Genomic DNA, 15,913 nt, shown 5'->3' on the forward strand with positions numbered 1-15,913 from the left:
CGCTCCGGTTCCAGCGGCTGCGCCTGGACGTGACCACGGAGGATGTTCCGCGGTTCGGGACGGGACCATCCGCCGCGGCCGGTTGACCGCCCGAACATCCTTCGCCTACCACAGGATTCCGGCGACTTTTCGGGGTTGGTGCTGTCCATTCGGCAGTGAGAGCGCCGAAGGGTTGCGGTCGGGCCACTGGGGTTCTGACCTCGGAAGGACACAGGTTCATGAAGAAGATCACCCGTTGGTACATCCCCCTCGGCGTGGACGGATACACGAACGTTCCGCAGTTCCGAGCCGCCGGGCTCCGTGGTCGCCGTGCGTTGTCGCCCGGAAATCGCCTGCGGTCAGTGGGGGTCTGACCGACAGTGCTTCGGCGTGAACGAAGTATGGATAAGGCTCGAAGAGGTGCTGCTCGCATCGGTTGAGGGCGTCCACGTGGTGGCGGTCGAGGTGGCGGAGGCCGGTGTCCGGGTGGAGGCCCGGTCGACGATGGGCGGGGCGTCTTGTCCGAGCTGCGGGCGGTGGTCAGCACGAGTGCACGGTTCGTACCTGCGGTTTCCTAGTGATCTTCCGACTGCCGGCCGACGTGTGGTGTTGTCCTTGAAGGTCCTGCCGCGTTTCGAGGGCGGACGCCTGGTGCTTGCGGTTGACGTGTCGTCGTGGCTGCGCTCGGACGCTCCGTGCTCGGACCAGCGGCTGTTTTGCCACGTCTACGGCCGGGCGAAGTCCGCGTCGCAGTTCATCCCGGGCTGGCCGTACTCCTTCGTCGCCGTCCTGGAGCCCGGCGCCACCTCGTGGACCGGGATCCTGGACGTGGTCCGGCTCGGACCCGAGGACGATGCGACCGCGGTCACCGCCGCCCAGCTCCGCGCCGTGGTGGAGCGGCTCATCGTGGCCGGCCAGTGGACGCCTGGCGACCCGAACATCGTGATCGTCATGGACGCCGGCTATGACGTCACCCGCCTGGCCTGGGTACTACGCGATCTCCCGGCCGAGCTGGTCGACCGGATCCGCGGAGACCGGGTGATGCGGCTGCCGAAGCCGCCCCGCGTCTACGAACCCAAGGGCGGGCGCCCGCCCAAGCACGGGCCGGAGTTCCGCTCCGCCAAACCCGAAACCTGGCCTGAACCGGCAATCACCACGGCCACCGACACCGTGAACTACGGCAAGGCCGAAGCCCAGGCGTGTCACCGGGTCCACCCGCGGCTCACCCACCGCTCGGCCTGGCGGAAGCACGACGGCGAACTCCACGTCATCGAGGGCACCTTGGTCCGTCTCAAAGTCGAGCACCTCTCCAAGGAACGGGAGGCGCCGCCGGTCTGGCTCTGGTCCTCGAAGACCGGAGCCACCGCGGCGGACGTGGACCGCTGCTGGCAGGGGTTTTTGAGGAGATTCGACCTGGAGCACACCTCCCGGTTCGGAAAGCAGACGCTCGGCTGGACCACCCCGAAACTGCGTACTCCCGAGGCGGCGGACCGCTGGACATGGCTTCTGGTCGTCGCGCACACCCAGCTCAGGCTCGCCCGGCCACTGGCCGCCGACCTCCGCCGGCCCTGGGAGAAACCGGCCAAGCCCGAACACCTCACTCCGGCCCGGGTCCGCCGGGGGTTCAGGAACATCCGAGCCCTCCTGCTCTGCCCGGCCCGTGTTCCCCAACCTCGTGGCACCGGTCCCGGACGGCTGCCCGGGACCAAGAACCGCCGTCCCACACCCCGCTACGACGTGGGCAAGACCGTCAAACGTCCCGAGACCCTCAAGGCCATCGGCAAGCCCGGTAGATCTTGGTAGATAAAGAACAAGTTGAGGGGTGACGGCCCCTCACACACAACAAGCGTCCGCGGTGGCAGGTGTACGACACAGTCCGCTGTGGGCGCAGCGCAGCCCGTGGGGGTGTCAGGCCGCCCTCCACTTCGCCGCCATCCTTATCCGGGTTCTGCGAGGGACGCCGCCGCGTACTCGGGAGGGCAAGCCCTAGACGAGCATATGTAAACCCTTGCCTTGGCCTGGCCAGCGCCGCGTGGGATGTATTTGAAAAACTCAACAGTAGGTATCTAGTGCCTAATTCAACATAATTCGGCGAGTATTCTGGCTTTATGAACAGCGAACAGTCTGGCATTCCGGGCCGGGGTAGGGACCTGAGTCTGCAGGTCCGCAACAGGTCGGTCGAGCACAATTTGTCTCATGACCGTTACCGTCGCCGTTCGCGCCTGGTCAGCCTTGCGGGCGCTGCGTTGGCGGCGGTGGCAGGCGCGTCGTTGCTCACCGGCTTGACCGGTGCGGGAGCGATCGTTGTTGGTGTCATGGGCCTCCTCAGTGCTGTGCTCGCCGCCGTGGAGCTGGTACTCGGGTACGCGAAGCAGGCAGAAGCTCACCGGGTGGCAGGGAGTTCGTTCGGAGCATTGGGGACTTCCTACTACAACCTGCAATTCCTGCCGGGGGCTGACCAACTGGACGCTTTGCAGGAACTGACACACCAGCAGGGACTGCTGGCTAGAGAGTCGGTCAATGTGGAGCAGTGGGCAATAGAGAAGCGCGAGAAAAGGGAGAGCCGTAGAAGGGAGCTCGAGCAGCGGCAACGCGAGGGCAAAGGGAAGCAGCAAGACGGAGCAGGAGGAGCAGCGACAGCGTGACGGCAGCAGCAATGGCGGCAACCCGTGAAGGCCTCGGCGCAGCGACTGCCCGCAATTAAGGGAACCTCGCGTACCTGTATGGCTCAAGACCACCTGCCCCGTCTGCCGCCGCTCCGTCGCCGTGAGCCCCGACCCCGGCGGATAGCCGGCCACAAGCATCCGCGGCCCTGGGCCACCGCAAGCGCCGGGGAACAATCGGCGGGCGGCCTCCGGCCTTCGACCAGGAGGACTATTTGCAAGGCCCGGCCCGCCCCGGACGGGGCGCCCGCCGCCGCGTCGGATTCCCCTGCTGCTCCGGATCCTGATCCTGATCCGGCCCCGGAGGCGCTGACTGCGAACGCCCGCGCGATGTGGGGGCCGCTGACCGAAGGGTTGAGCGTCCCGAACGACCTGGACCTGTCGTAACGGCCCGCGGCCCTTGAGCAGCTCGGCATCGGTGTGGCGGCGAAGAGCCGGCTGGTGACTATCGCGCAGGACTACATCGGCTCCGAGCGGGAGACGGCCCTCCTGGTCAGCACCCGGCCTGGCCCCTGCTCGCGGCTCGCATGGCCGATGTCGCCCGCGGCCCGGAGGGCGAGCAGTGGCTGCGCGACCGGTTGAAGGCCGGGCTGACGGACAGAACCGCCCGGCAGCAGGGCCCGCCCGGCGAGCTTGCGGGCGGCGTCTCCGCCACCGCGGCCCGCTCCCGCTCCACCGAGACCCCCACCGGCGGCGCGCCCGGTCAGGCCGCGCCCGCGGAGCCCGCTGTTGTCGGCGGTCAGTGAAACTGAGCAGCCGTCACGCCTGTGACCTGGGTTTGTGCAGGTTGGCTGAGCGAGTCGCGGCCGTGCTCGCTCACTGAATCTGCGCAGGATACGGGGCGAGGTGCTGTCTGGCCTGCGGGTTTCCTGTCTCGCGCCTGGTTGCGCAGGTTGCTTGAGCATTTTGAATAGGTGAGTTGGTGGCACTGGTTGGTCGTCAGCGGGGATCGGGTGGGTTGTGCCCTGGTCTCTCTGGTGTGAGTTGTGATCTTGGCTGTCATGGGGTGATCAGGCTGCTGCCATGAGCTGTGTAGCAGCAGGGTGGGTGGCTGTCATGGGGTTGCCCCTTCCTGTGTGCGGCTGGCCAGGGCCGGGTTGTGGTGGTGGGTATGGGTGAGGACGGCCGGTTGGCGCGGGGTGTGGTGGTGTGTCGGTTGTTGGCGGTGGATCAGGGTGCGGGGTCGGTGTCGTCGCTGCAGCTACGGGTGATGGCGGAGGCTGCCGGTGTGACGGTTCGGACGGTATGGAAGCGGCTGGCAGGGGCGCGTGAGGGCCGGTTGGAGCCTGTGGTGTGGCCGACGCCTGCACCGCCAGTGGCTCTGTCGAGCAGGGACGTCAGCTGGAGGGCGAGGATTTCGGGGTTGGCCGCGCGAGCGTCCTGCCGTTAACTATTCCCGCGGACCAAACCCGCGCCCTAGACTGCGACCGCTCCAGGACTTGGCGATTATCGGGAGGGCGTGCGAGATGAAACGGGCACTGATCAGCACATTCGCGGCCGTGGTGTTAGTCGTGGCTTGGGGGGAGTGTCGCCACCGCTTCCGACGGCGCTCCGTCGCGCACCACGCATGGCCCTTGCCAGTACACGCAGACCCCGGACGAGCCGCCGGCGCGCTCTGTTCCGCTGCCGCCTGACCCGCGGCGCACCCCCAGTCGTGGCACGGTTGATATGGCTGTTCCGACCAGCCAGGGCCCGCTCCCGCTGCACTTGGACCGGGCCAAGGCGCCGTGCACGGTCCAGAGTTTCCTGCACCTGGCACGGCATGGGTTCTACGACCGAACGGTGTGCCACCGTCTGACGGCGTACCCGACGCTGAAGGTCCTGCAGTGCGGCGACCCGACCGGTACCGGTGAGGGAGGGCCCGGGTACAAGTACAGGGACGAGCTGCCGGTGGACCTGCCGCCGGCACCGACCGACCCGACCGGCGCGCGCCGTCTCTATGGGCGCGGCCTGCTGGCGATGGCCAACGCCGGTCCGGACACGAACGGTTCGCAGTTCTTCGTCGTTTATGGCGACTCCGCGCTGCGACCGAACTACACGGTGTTCGGCACGGTCGGCCCCGATGGCCTGACGACACTCGACAAAGTCGCCGCCCGAGGTATCGAGCCGACCGCGGAGGACCCGGCCCCGGTCGACGGCACACCCGTGCTGCGGACCGAGCTGCTCCGTGTCCGGCCGTCCTGCCGGCATTGACGCACCGCGGCGTGGCCGCGTCCTCGATGAGCGTGCCTTGCGCCTGTGGCCGCCCCAGGCGGACTACGCCGGCCGGGTGAAGCGTCTGGGTGCGGAAGCGGAGGGCTCCGGATTTTGTGCCCGGACTACGCGAAGCGCCCAAGGCCCATCCAGTGGATTCCGTACGGTGCCGCCATGGACATCGCACCCATCGTCCGGTCCCGGCTCCATTCCGGGGCCGAACCCGGCGACCGCGCAGAGCCAGATGCCGGGCCATAGAGCTGGTGACTGCCACAGCCGCCGGAGAAGACCGTGCGGCCTGTGTGAACGGTCCACTACCGGCGCCCGTGGCTGCGCCTGGCCCTGAGCGGACGTACGGATACCCGTACCCGCTCCCCACACCCAAAAGACCATCGACAGGTGATGGGCGTCGTGTCGGCCAGCTCGTGCTCGGACGTGCTGCGGCAACACGCGTTAGCCACGGGACCCCAGCCGGCCGCTCCAGCGGGGCAGTCGGGCCCTGGTCAGATCGTGACCGGGCCGTGGGCGGTGGCGAACTCGACCGAGACCAGGCCCGGTTCCTCATCCTCGACCCAGGTGACGTCGATCTGGTCGAGGGGGTGGTCGGCCGGTTCGCCGAGGAATTCGGCGATGGAGGCGGCGTCGCCGGCGATGGAGACCCCGTGGATGGTGGTGGAGGTGCGCGGGTCGGCGCTCGGGCGCTCCTCGATGGGGACTGACCACTGAAGGAAGTAGGGAAGTTGCGGGTCCTCCAGCAGTTCCAGCAGGCCGATCTGCTTCCACCTCAGGTCGAACCCGTCGGGGCGGACACGGTGGCCCTCGGCCGAGGTGCGGCCAAGGCGGGCCTCGACTGGGGCGATGTCGTCGACGGAGACCACCCAACCGAGCCAGCCGCCGCCCTCGGCGGCGCGGCGCGCGACCGCCTGGCCGAAGGGTGCGCGGTCGGCGGCGGGGTGGTCGAGTGTGGTGACGACCTCGACGTAGGTGCCGCCGCTCAGCGGGAGAATGAAATTGCGGGTGCCGAATCGCGGGTGCACGCCCCCGTCGACGAACCCGGCGCCGAGGGCCGATCCGATCCACTGGACGGTCGAGACGAAGCTGTCGCGGGCCACCGCATAGGACACGTGATCAAGTCGCACTGCGCCATCATTACCCGACAACCCGTACAAATCCCGACGCCACGCCCGCCGCCCCGGCCGCGTCCGCAGTGGATTTTGCCGTGGAGCGGATCGATCATCGTCATCCCGGCGGAGGAGGCCCGGTCGAAGCGGCTCTTCAAGGGCGTCCGAACGTGGGTAGCTGAGGTGATCACTAGGCTCCAGGTCATGGCCAGTGCATTCGGATTCATCTGCTCAAGCGGTATGCCGCATCGCCCTGGACGGGAGATCGCCGCCGTGCTGCCGGCCTCTTGCCCTGAGAAGCGATAGCCGTGACGGCGAACACTCGGCTGCCGCTGACCCCTCGGGCGCCTGAAGGCTTGAGCCGACGAGCTCGGTACTTCGTTGAGGGGCACGGGCTGCGCGTACCCCGCCGCGACCTCACGCTCTGTCGGGAGATATGGCTTGACCGCGGGATCCCCGCTGCCGAGATCGACCGGGCCGTGGCTTTCCAGGGCCGCTGGGGCGGCATCGCTCTGCCGCCTGCCCGCGAATATGAGGGCGGCCCGCGCGTTCTGGAAGCCGATATGCCCGAAAGTTCGGAAGCGGATGGATGGCGGTTCTCGGCCGGCTGTTGTCGCGTCTCCATGGCCCACGGGTTCATGATCGGGCCGGAAGGCGAGTTCGGGATCGACGCTGACCGCTGGACACCGCTGCACGCCAGCACGGAGGGATGGGTGGAAGCCTTGGCGCTGGCCGACCACGCGGGCTATTGGGCCAAGACCATCACGAAGATCAAGGGCAGTGCCGTCGACGAGCTGGATCTTGACGGATTCGAGCAGGTATCTGAAGTCGAGGGACTCGCTGACACCTGGTGGCGGGGCAAGGACTCGCTCATCGCCGTCTACCGCGGCGAAGCCTCCGGCTTTGACGCACCCCACTGCCTGAGGGCCCATATCTACGGCGGACTCGACGCATGGGGCCTGGGCGGTTCCTGACTTCCGAAGGCCAAGCTCTTCGATGCCGCCCGACCGCTGAGCGGTGTAGTTGGCCGGGCAGACCAAGTAGCGCGCTCCTTACCTTGTTGGCGGGATGATTCCGGCCCTTCGTACGATCGGGAGACCCGGGGGCCTTGGTGTGGCTTTACTGATCGTTTCAGAATGAGGCTCGCAGGCGGCGCAGACGTATGAGGCTGCAGGCCAGTTCGAGCAGACCCTGGTGAAGCTCGGCGCGTCGCTCTCGTAGCGGAGATGCGGAGTCGCTTGAATTGGTGCAGCCAGGCGAACGCGCGCTCGACCACCCAGCGGACCTTGCCCAGTCCAGAGCCGTGGGCGACGCCGCGTCGGGCCCAGCAAGGCCGCGTACAGACGCGGCCAGACGCCGGCCTCTGTCCAGTCCTGCAGCCGGCGCCACGTCGTCACCCCGGAGCAGCCCACGGTCTCCGTCGGGACGTCGCGCCATGCGACACCAGTCGGAGCCACCCGCTCCCACAGGCCGTCTGGAACAAGATCAGCACGCACCCGGACACCCTGTCCACCGTGACCGCAAACGACAAGACCCGCAGCTCGACTTTATCTCGGAAGGCGGGGTGGTGAGTTGGCGGGGCGCGAATCGGTTCAGCTCAGTTGTGGTGGGACCCAGGCGTGGTGCCGAAGGATCATGTGCGTTGCGGCGCGGGAGGGTGTCAGCCGCATCGCCGTGTTCCGCAGGGCGACGGCCAGTGGCTGGGAGAGCTGCTGGCCCATCCGCCCGGCCTGCCGGGCGGCCCGCGCGACGGCCTGGCTGCGCGGTCGGCGCTCGGCGTCGTAGCGAGCGAGCGCGGCCTCAACGGTGGGCTCGGTGGCGAGCGCGGCGGCCAGGGTGACCGCGTCCTCCAGCGCCTGGCAGGCACCCTGTCCGAGGTTGGGCGTCATCGCGTGTGCAGCGTCGCCGAGCAGCGCGGTCCGGCCCACCGTGTACGAGGGGAGCGGTGTGCGGAGTTCGTTGACGTCGTGGTGCAGCACGGCGGCGGGCCGGGTCGCGTCGAGCAGGGCGGGGATCGGGTCGTGCCAGGTATGGAATCGTCTGCGTAGATCGTCCAGTGGGTCTGCGAACCGCGTCCGGGCGGGGAGGTTGAGGACGGCGTGCCACTCGGCCCGCCCGTCGTGGAAGGCGATGTGCCCGAACTCGGCGCCGTGCCCCCAGGTCAGCTCGAAGTCGGTGCGCAGGTCGACCACCTGCTCGGTAATGGCGCGCAGCACCGTCGAGCCGCTGTAGACCGGACCGGGGTGGGCTGGGAAGAGATGGCTGCGCACTTTGCTGCCGATGCCGTCGGCCGCCACCACCAGATCGGCGTCCAGGACCGTATCGCTGCAGCCGACTCGAACCGTCCCGGGGCCGATCTGCTCGACCGAGTTCACCTCGGAGCCGGTCAGCAGCGCCTCGGCGGGCAGGGAGTCGCGAAGCAGTCGGTGCAAGGTGAAGCGGGGGATGCCCATGATCGGTGTGCCCACCGCCTTCTCCAGCGCCGAGCCGTTCATCCTGGCCAGCCAACCGCCCTGTGGCGTGCGAGTGCCGCCGTTGTACTGGCCGCGCGAGGCATCACGTACCGCCTCGCCGACGCCGAGCTCATCCAGTGCCCGCAGGCCGTTGGCGGCCAGCGAGATGCCCGCCCCCGCGTCCTCAAGCATGGAGGCACGCTCGAGGACCGTTACTTCCCATCCGATGCGGCGCAGTCCGATCGCGGCGGCCAGCCCGCCGATGCCCCCTCCGACCACCACTGTGTTGCCCATGCCGAAACCCTCACCCTTCTACATCTGTAGAAGGGTGACTATATCTGAGGCCCTACAGGTGTAGAAAGGAGTCATGGCTTCGGATCGGCGCACCCTCCTCGCGGACGCGGCTCTCGACGTACTTGCCGACGAAGGGGTCCGCGGCCTGACCCACCGCGCAGTCGACCGCAAAGCGGCCATGCCGCCCGGCACCACGTCGGCCTACTTCCGCACCCGGGCCGCGCTGCTCACCGGACTGGTCACACGCCTGGTCCAACTCGACCAGGCGGAACTGCAAACGATGGCCGAAGAGCTTCCGCCTCTGCGCACCGTCGAGGAACTGGTGGACGGCATGGTGCTGCTCGCCCGACAGAGACTCACCGGCGAGGGCCGCCGCCGCTCGCTCGCTCGCTACGCCTGCGCCGTCGAGAGCGTGCGTGACCGTGAGCTGCGCGAGATCCTCGTACCCCGCGAGAACGTCGGCCGCGGTGCTGTCCGGCTGTTCCTCGCCGCGCACGGCGTGACGGACGTCGAGAATCGCAGTCACATCCTGCTGACCTGCATCGACGGACTGGTCTTCGACCGGCTGGTGAACGGCGGCGAAGTACCGCGCGAGGCCCTCGAAGGCCTGGTCGCCGCCGCCCTACGTTAGGCCCCGGGCATCCACGGTAACGAATGCGGAGTGGGATCGCCTGGAGTCGTTCTTGCCTCCTGGTGGTGCGCGTGGGGGCCGGTGGAGTGATCGCCGTCGGGTGATCAACGGGGTCCTCTACCGAGTCCGGACGGGTGTTCAGTGGCGGGACTTACCGGAGCGGTTCGGGCCGTGGGAGACCGTCCATAAGCGGCATCGCCGCTGGTCGGCTGATGGAACGTGGAAGATGCTGCTGTCACGGATCCAGGCCGCCGAAGACGCCGCGGGCCAGATCGACTGGGACGTGTCGGTGGACTCGACCGTAGTGCGGGCCCACCAGCATGCCGCCGGCGCGAGAACAGCACCTCCTCCCGCGCTGCCTCAAAGGGGGGCCGTCCGGGGGACAAACCGGGTCGACCCGGTGTTGCGGAAACTGGTCGTCCGGCTGGAGGAGGTGGTCAGCTCGGCGAGTGCCTGGGACGCTCCCGCGGAGGATTCACCACCAAAATCCATCTCGCGGCCGACGGACGATGCCGGCCCCTCGCCCTCGTCCTGACACCCGGACACCACGGCGACGGACCCCAACTCGAGTACGTCCTCAGCCAGATCTCGGTCTCCCGCACCGGGGCCGGACGACCTCGCACGCGACCCGATCGTGTCCTGGCGGAAGGCCTACACGTCCCGCACGAACCGCTGCTAACTGCGACGACGTGGCATCGCCCACACCATTCCCGAACGCCGCGACCAGCAAAACCACCGGAAGAAGCGAGGTTCCCGAGGCGGCCGGCCGGCTTCGACAGCGAGATCTACAAGAAACGCAACACTGTCGAACGGGCCATCAACCGGCTGAAAGGCTTCCGCGCCGTCGCCACCCGCTACGAGAAACGCGCCTACATCTACCTCGGCACCGTCACCCTCGCAGCCCTCATGATCTGACTCCGGACATGATCCGAGAAACATCGCCTAGTACTGCAACGGTCTTTGGCCTGACAGGTTGGCAGCTTCGGGTGGGGTGTGGCCGCGTTGTTTGTAGTGGCTGACGCGGGCTTGGTGTTGGCGTCGGCGTCGCCAGTGTGACCAGTGCAGGGCGTGACCAATGGAGGCGGGGCGGTGGTGGGTGAGGCGGGTGATCAGGCGTCGGAGTTCGGGGAGGGTGAGGGGTATGAGCTGGGAGGATCCGTTTCTGCTTTTCCGGTATCCGATGCTCGGGCCCGCAGGACGGTGAGGCAGGCATGGGCGGCCATGGCCAGGGTGATGTGGCGGTGCCAGCCGGGGTAGCGGCGGACCTGGTAGTCGTCCAGGCCGCATTCCTGCTTCGCGGTCTGGAACAGCCTCGGGGAACATCGGTGCAGCGGTTATCGGTGAGAACGATCATGGTCGTCTAGCACAGTGATCCACTTCGCCGCTGGGGTTCGGTGGAACGCCTCCGGGCCCGGCCCGGGGCTGGCTACGGTCCGGCTCGTGCCGGTGGAATTTCTGAGCGATGAGCAGGCCGAGGTGTACGGGACGTTCGCCGAGGAGCCGACGAGACCCGAGCTGGAGCGGTTCTTCTTCCTGGACGACGTGGACCGGGACCTGATCGCCCTGCGGCGGACGGAGCATCACCGGCTCGGCTTCGCGCTCCAGATGTGCACGGTTCGGTACGTCGGCCTGTTCCTGGAGGACCCGCTCGCTGTGCCGTGGCCAGTGATCGAGCACCTGGCCGTGCAGCTCGGCATCGAGGACCCGTCGGTGGTCAAGCGGTACATGGAGCGGCGCCAGACGCTGTACGACCACGCGTGGGAGATTCGGGACGCCTACGGCTACCACCCCTACGAGGACGCCGAGTGGGGCCGGCGGTTCCGTACCTTCCTGCACGGGCGGGCATGGACGCACGCCGAGGGCCCGAAGGCGCTGTTCGATCACGCGGTGGGCTGGCTGCGCCGTCACCGGGTCCTGCTGCCTGGGGTATCCGTGCTGGCCAGGCAGGTGTCGGAGGCGCGGACGGTCGCGGACAAGAGGCTGCACGCCACCGTCGCGGGCGCCGCCCGCCGCGCGGACCCGGCGCTGCCCGGTGACCTGGTGGCGACGCTGAAGACGCCGGAGGGCTCCCGGTTCTCGGAGCTGGAGTGGCTGCGCCGGCCGCCGACGCGGACCACCGGCACGGCGTTCGCCCGCGCGCTGGAGCGGGTGGACGAGATCGGCGCCTACCGGCTCGGGCGGCTGAGGCTGTCGCAGATCCCGCCGAACCAAATGGCGGCGCTGGCCCGGTATGCGCTGGGGTCGAAGGCGCCGCTGCTGGAGCGGGCGGCGGAGCCCAAGCGCACGGCGATGCTCACCGCGGTGATGCGGCACCTGGAGGCGAAGGCGATCGATGAGGCCCTGGACCTGTTCCAGGTCCTGATGGCCACCCGCCTGTTGAACACTGCGAAGCGCAAGACGGAGAAGGAGCGGCTGTCGACGCTGCCGCAGCTGGAGAAGGCGTCACGGGTGCTCGCGCGGGCGGCGAAGGTGCTGTTCGAGGAGCTGGAGCTGGTCGAGGAACAGGAGGCGGACCTGGACGTGGCCGCGCTGTGGGCGGCGGTGGAGGAGGTCGCCCCGCGGGCTGCCGTGATGACCGCGGCGGCCACGGTGGTCTCGCTGGTGCCCGAGGACGAGAACTCGGCCGAGGTCGCCATGCGGGCCGCGCTGGCGAACCGGTACGCCACGGTGCGCCCGTTCCTCGCGTTGCTGGGCGAGTCGAAGGCGCTGGACGCGGCGAGCGCCGGCAAGCGGGTCCTGGCCGGGGTGCGCGGCCTTCCGCCGCTGGCCCGGCGGAAGGTGGGGGTCAAGCCGCTGCTGCCGCGCGAGGTGGACGACAAGCTCGTGCCGCCGGCGTGGCGCAAGGCGGTGTACGCCAACCCGGATCTGCCGCAGGGCGCGGTGGACCGGGACGCGTATGTGGTGTGCGTGCTGGAGCAGCTGCACCGGGCCCTGAACAACCGCGACGTGTTCGCCGCACCCTCGCATCGCTGGTCCAACCCTCGGGCCCGTCTGCTGGACGGGCCCGACTGGGAGGCGGTCGAGGAGGACGTCCTGGCGGCCTTGAGCCTGGACATGCCCGTCCAGGAGCACCTGGCGGAGCTGGTGCGGGGCCTGGACGCCGGATGGAAGCAGCTCGCCGAACGCCTGCAGGAGGCAGGGCCGGCGGCGAAGGTCTCCATCGAGGTCCAGGACGACGGGCGGGTGAAGCTGAACGTCGACAAGCTCGGCGCTCTCGGCGAACCGAAGTCCCTGACCTGGCTGCGCCAGCGGGTCGAAAAGATGCTCCCGAAGATCGACCTGCCGGACCTGCTGTTCGAGGTGAACGCCTGGACCGGCTTCCTCGACGCCTTCGTCCACCTCGGCGACGGCACCACCCGGATGAAGGACCTGCCCACCTCGGTGGTCGCGCTGCTGGTCTCGGAGGCGTGCAACATCGGCCTGGCCCCGGTGGTCAACCCCGGCTACGAGGCCCTGACCCGGGCCCGGCTCGTGCACGTCGACCAGTACTACCTGCGCGCCGACACCATCGCTGCGGCGAACGCAAGGCTGATCGCCGCCCAGGCTCAGGTGCCCATCGTGAAGTTCTGGGGCGAGGGCCTGATCGCCTCGGTGGACGGGCTGCGGTTCGTCGTCCCCGTCCGCACGATCAGCGCGGCGCCGTCGCCGAAGTACTTCGGGTTCAAACGCGGCATCACCTGGCTAAATGCCGTGAATGATCAGGTTGCGGGCATCGGGCAGATGGTCGTGCCCGGCACCCCGCGCGACTCCCTGCACATCTTGGACGCGCTGCTGAACCTGGACGGCGGGGTGAAGCCGGAGATGGTGGCGACCGACAACGCCTCGTACTCCGACATGGTGTTCGGCCTGTTCAAGACCCTCGGCTACAACTTCAGCCCCCGGTTCCGCGACCTGGACGACCAGCGGTTCTGGCGGGCCACGATGCCCGGCGTCGAGACCGGCAGCTACGGCGCTCTGGAGGACCTGGCCCGCAACCGCGTGAACCTGAACAAGGTGATCACGCACTGGCCGGACATGCTGAAGGTCGCCGGTTCTCTGGTCACCAACCAGGTCCGCGCCTACGACCTGCTGCGCATGTTCGGGCGTGAGGGCCGTCCCACCCCGCTGGGGCAGGCGTTCGCCGAATACGGCCGGATCGCGAAGACTGAGCACCTGCTGCGCGTGGTCGACCCGGTGGACGACACCTACCGGCGGCAGATGAACCGGCAGCTCACCGTGCAGGAGTCCCGCCACAAGCTGGCCCGGGACGTATGCCACGGCAAGCGCGGCACCATCCACCAGGCGTACCGCGACGGCATGGAGGACCAGCTCGGGGCCCTCGGCCTGGTCCTCAACGCCATCGTGCTCTGGACGACCCGCTACATCGATGCCGCCGTCGCCCAGCTCCGCATCGATGACCACGAGGTCAGGGACGAGGATGTCGTCCGGCTCTCCCCGCTCAAGCACCGCAATCTGAACCTGCTGGGACGCTACAGCTTCACGGCCAGCGTCCCGGCCGCCGGCGTCCTGCGCCCGTTGCGTGATCCGGACGCGATCGAGCTGGACGAGGACGACGACGGTGTTGTGCAGGAGTGAGCCGGTGTACGGCGCTACCCCCGGACCGCACGGTAGCGGGAGCCGGGAAGCAGGCAGGGAATCGCCCGGACGTACATGCCCACGGCGGGACAGGGTCAGGGGGCGAGGATGGTGGGGGTGGGGAGGTGGGGCAGGGCTTCGGCCTGGGTGGTGCGCAAGTGGTCGAGGTCGGCATCGGTGAGTTGGCCGTCGGCCCGGGCGACGCGCTCGGCGGCCTCTTCGTAGGCGGCGACGGCCTTCAGCGCGTCGATCTGCTCCTGGGAGGGGGAGGTGGCGAGCATCGTGTGTTCGGCGACGGATGAGCCGAAACCGGGCACGTGGACGGGGGCGAGCATCGGGTAGATGCCGAACGTGTCCTGGAGCCCGGCGCCGAGGCCCTGGTAGGCGATGTATCCGGCGTACAGACCGGCGCACATGCGGACGTCCAGGCGTCCCCACTGGTTTTCCTTCAGGGGGAGGGTGGTGTCCTCGTCGTGCTCTTTGGAGACCTCGCTGGTCTGGGTGGTGCTCTTGGACCAGCGGAAGGAAGCGCCGCGCTTGATGCTGGCGCCCTTGAAGTCGAGACCTGCTTCCGCGGTCAGCCCGAACTCCCAGCCCTCGGTGGTGCTGCTGGTGACGGTCACCCGGATGCTGTCCCTGTAGTACTTGGTCACCGGGCCCTGGAAGGTCTCGCCCCCACACACCTTCGGCGCACTGGCCACCAGCTTCCCGGTGAACACCGCCGAGACGCCCCCTCCGCCGGCGAAGCTCCAGTAGGCGGGAGTAGCCTCGCTGCCGAGGGCCTTCTCGGCCCAGGTCTCGTGGACGGCAGCGACCTTCTTCTCGTCGAAGGACCGCCCGCCCCAGGCTTTCCGGCCGCCCTTGGTCTGCTTGGCCAGCTCCGCATACGCCTCCGACAGGTCGTAGTGCTCCTTCACCTGCTTGAGGGTGAAATCCGGAGACCACCCCAGGTGGAACTTGAGCGGCCAGCCAAAGTCCACCTCCGTGTGGGGCATCCGGTCGAGGAACATGTCGTCGGGTGCGGTGTAGGGGGGCGCGTTGTGGCCCTTGTAGCCCTTGGGCATCACGTTGTACGGACCGATCGCGATGTCGCCGAAAGCGCTGCTCATGAGGCAGGTGTCCCTATCTGTCGAGGAAGCGGACGGGCGACGATCGTGGCCGGCCCGTCCCGCGGGTTGGACCCGCCGAACGTTCGATACGCACGGCGGTGCACTTCGTCCCTTCCCCGGCATATGCCCTATGCAGCATCACCTCGTTCGACCAGCGGAGCGCACTCCGGAGCGAACCCGGCGCCACCCGGACGCGCCGGAGCTGGACGAGGACGACGGCGGCAGGACTGAGACCGGCCACCTTGATCCCTTGGTGCGCTCGGCGTCAGCTGGCGGGGCAGCCGAATGCGCCCGACCCAGCCTGGTCGTTGTTGGCCCCTGAAACGCAGGCTTTCCAGGTCACGCGGGGAACATGGCGCCGACCGCTGCTTCCAGGCGTGCGTGTTCCACGGCCAGGGCGCTGTACTGGCCGTTGCTGTGCACGTCCGCAGCGGCCTGTTCCAGTGCGGTGCCCACTCGGCTGTACTCGCTGATCAGGGCGCGCTCAATCTCGGAGAAGACGTTGGAGGGGGCGCTCATCCGGTAGCCGGCGACGGGTGAGACGAAGCCGGGGACGTGAACGATTCCCCGGACTGGGTACATCTCGATCTTGCCGGTGCGGGAGTTGTGGAAGGCGAGCCAGCCCTCATAGACGCCGGCGCACAGCCGGACGTCGATCCTGGCCCATTCGTTCTTCTCGATGGTGATCCCGCTGGTCTCCGTGTGGGTTTTGGTGACCTCGGTGGTGTTCGTCGTGGTCACTTCTCTGGCAGGGCTGGCCCCTGCGATGACCATGGAGTACCGGTCATCCTGCACAACGGGACAGGCCGGGACCAGTCCTCACCCGGACAGCCGCTGCCGTTCACCGGGGAAACGATCACTCCGGCCCGCCATCTGGCCAAGCGCACGAAAGGTC

Annotated in this window: 13 protein-coding genes and 2 pseudogenes; 9 read left to right on the plus strand and 6 right to left on the minus strand. The window is 68.5% G+C overall.

Annotated features, from left to right (window positions below):
* Positions 1-483: 483 nt before the first annotated feature.
* From ACWGH1_RS28435 to ACWGH1_RS28450, 4 genes are all read left to right on the plus strand, one after another.
* Entirely contained in the window at positions 484-1,782 is a 1,299-nt protein-coding gene (locus tag ACWGH1_RS28435) for an NF041680 family putative transposase (RefSeq protein WP_453353361.1), read from the plus strand.
* Between the two features lie 305 nt (positions 1,783-2,087).
* A complete protein-coding gene (locus tag ACWGH1_RS28440; protein WP_453353355.1) occupies positions 2,088-2,624 on the plus strand; it encodes a hypothetical protein in 537 nt (178 codons plus the stop codon).
* 545 nt (positions 2,625-3,169) lie between these two features.
* Positions 3,170-3,388 carry a hypothetical protein gene (locus ACWGH1_RS28445; protein WP_453353356.1) on the plus strand — a complete coding sequence of 73 codons (219 nt, stop codon included), beginning with the start codon at positions 3,170-3,172 and terminating at the stop codon, positions 3,386-3,388.
* A gap of 961 nt (positions 3,389-4,349) precedes the next feature.
* Entirely contained in the window at positions 4,350-4,835 is a 486-nt protein-coding gene (locus ACWGH1_RS28450) for a peptidylprolyl isomerase (RefSeq protein ID WP_453353357.1), read from the plus strand.
* A 503-nt stretch (positions 4,836-5,338) separates the two neighbouring features.
* On the opposite strand, the gene ACWGH1_RS28455 is transcribed toward ACWGH1_RS28450, so the two are convergent.
* On the minus strand, positions 5,339-5,974 hold the full coding sequence (locus ACWGH1_RS28455; RefSeq protein ID WP_243339124.1) for a VOC family protein: 636 nt from the start codon (positions 5,972-5,974) through the stop codon (positions 5,339-5,341).
* A gap of 290 nt (positions 5,975-6,264) precedes the next feature.
* Here ACWGH1_RS28455 and ACWGH1_RS28460 point away from each other — a divergent pair, with 290 nt between their 5' ends.
* Complete coding sequence (locus tag ACWGH1_RS28460; RefSeq protein ID WP_453353358.1) at positions 6,265-6,930, plus strand: hypothetical protein; 666 nt, start codon at positions 6,265-6,267, stop codon at positions 6,928-6,930.
* Positions 6,931-7,087: 157 nt separating this feature from the next.
* Here ACWGH1_RS28460 and ACWGH1_RS28465 read toward each other — a convergent pair.
* Positions 7,088-7,289: pseudogene (locus tag ACWGH1_RS28465) on the minus strand (transposase); the annotation flags it as partial.
* A gap of 259 nt (positions 7,290-7,548) precedes the next feature.
* On the minus strand, positions 7,549-8,703 hold the full coding sequence (locus ACWGH1_RS28470; RefSeq protein WP_453353359.1) for an FAD-dependent monooxygenase: 1,155 nt from the start codon (positions 8,701-8,703) through the stop codon (positions 7,549-7,551).
* A 73-nt stretch (positions 8,704-8,776) separates the two neighbouring features.
* Here ACWGH1_RS28470 and ACWGH1_RS28475 point away from each other — a divergent pair, with 73 nt between their 5' ends.
* The 3 genes from ACWGH1_RS28475 to ACWGH1_RS28485 are packed head-to-tail and all read left to right on the plus strand — an operon-like array spanning position 8,777 to position 10,249.
* Positions 8,777-9,334 (plus strand): TetR/AcrR family transcriptional regulator, encoded by a 558-nt coding sequence (locus tag ACWGH1_RS28475; RefSeq protein ID WP_453353360.1) that lies wholly within the window; start codon positions 8,777-8,779, stop codon positions 9,332-9,334.
* A gap of 52 nt (positions 9,335-9,386) precedes the next feature.
* Positions 9,387-9,869 carry an IS5 family transposase gene (locus tag ACWGH1_RS28480; protein WP_453409125.1) on the plus strand — a complete coding sequence of 161 codons (483 nt, stop codon included), beginning with the start codon at positions 9,387-9,389 and terminating at the stop codon, positions 9,867-9,869.
* Positions 9,821-10,249, plus strand: a complete 429-nt coding sequence (locus ACWGH1_RS28485) for a transposase (protein WP_453409127.1) — start codon at positions 9,821-9,823, stop codon at positions 10,247-10,249. The genes ACWGH1_RS28480 and ACWGH1_RS28485 overlap by 49 nt, the downstream gene beginning before the upstream one ends.
* Positions 10,250-10,443: 194 nt before the next feature.
* On the opposite strand, the pseudogene ACWGH1_RS28490 reads toward ACWGH1_RS28485, so the two are convergent.
* Positions 10,444-10,641, minus strand: a pseudogene (locus tag ACWGH1_RS28490) (IS701 family transposase); the annotation flags it as partial.
* A 133-nt stretch (positions 10,642-10,774) separates the two neighbouring features.
* Between ACWGH1_RS28490 and ACWGH1_RS28495 the strand changes: the two are divergent.
* On the plus strand, positions 10,775-13,909 hold the full coding sequence (locus ACWGH1_RS28495) for a Tn3 family transposase (protein ID WP_453353914.1): 3,135 nt from the start codon (positions 10,775-10,777) through the stop codon (positions 13,907-13,909).
* Positions 13,910-14,004: 95 nt separating this feature from the next.
* Here ACWGH1_RS28495 and ACWGH1_RS28500 read toward each other — a convergent pair whose 3' ends face one another.
* Both ACWGH1_RS28500 and ACWGH1_RS28505 read right to left on the minus strand, forming a co-directional pair.
* Positions 14,005-15,018, minus strand: coding sequence for a hypothetical protein (locus ACWGH1_RS28500; RefSeq protein ID WP_453353915.1), 1,014 nt, complete (start codon positions 15,016-15,018; stop codon positions 14,005-14,007).
* Between the two features lie 339 nt (positions 15,019-15,357).
* Positions 15,358-15,759, minus strand: a complete 402-nt coding sequence (locus ACWGH1_RS28505; protein ID WP_453353916.1) for a hypothetical protein — start codon at positions 15,757-15,759, stop codon at positions 15,358-15,360.
* Positions 15,760-15,913: the final 154 nt, after the last annotated feature.

The organism is Streptomyces sp. NPDC054883, assembly GCF_053610645.1.

What these genes read in the sequence shown, in the direction of transcription:
- ACWGH1_RS28475 (WP_453353360.1), top strand. Translation starts at nt 8,777, where the DNA reads ATGGCTTCGGATCGGCGCACCCTCCTCGCGGACGCGGCTCTCGACGTA.
- ACWGH1_RS28470 (WP_453353359.1), bottom strand. Translation starts at nt 8,703, where the DNA reads ATGGGCAACACAGTGGTGGTCGGAGGGGGCATCGGCGGGCTGGCCGCC.
- ACWGH1_RS28440 (WP_453353355.1), top strand. Translation starts at nt 2,088, where the DNA reads ATGAACAGCGAACAGTCTGGCATTCCGGGCCGGGGTAGGGACCTGAGT.
- ACWGH1_RS28500 (WP_453353915.1), bottom strand. Translation starts at nt 15,018, where the DNA reads ATGAGCAGCGCTTTCGGCGACATCGCGATCGGTCCGTACAACGTGATG.
- ACWGH1_RS28445 (WP_453353356.1), top strand. Translation starts at nt 3,170, where the DNA reads ATGGCCGATGTCGCCCGCGGCCCGGAGGGCGAGCAGTGGCTGCGCGAC.
- ACWGH1_RS28435 (WP_453353361.1), top strand. Translation starts at nt 484, where the DNA reads ATGGGCGGGGCGTCTTGTCCGAGCTGCGGGCGGTGGTCAGCACGAGTG.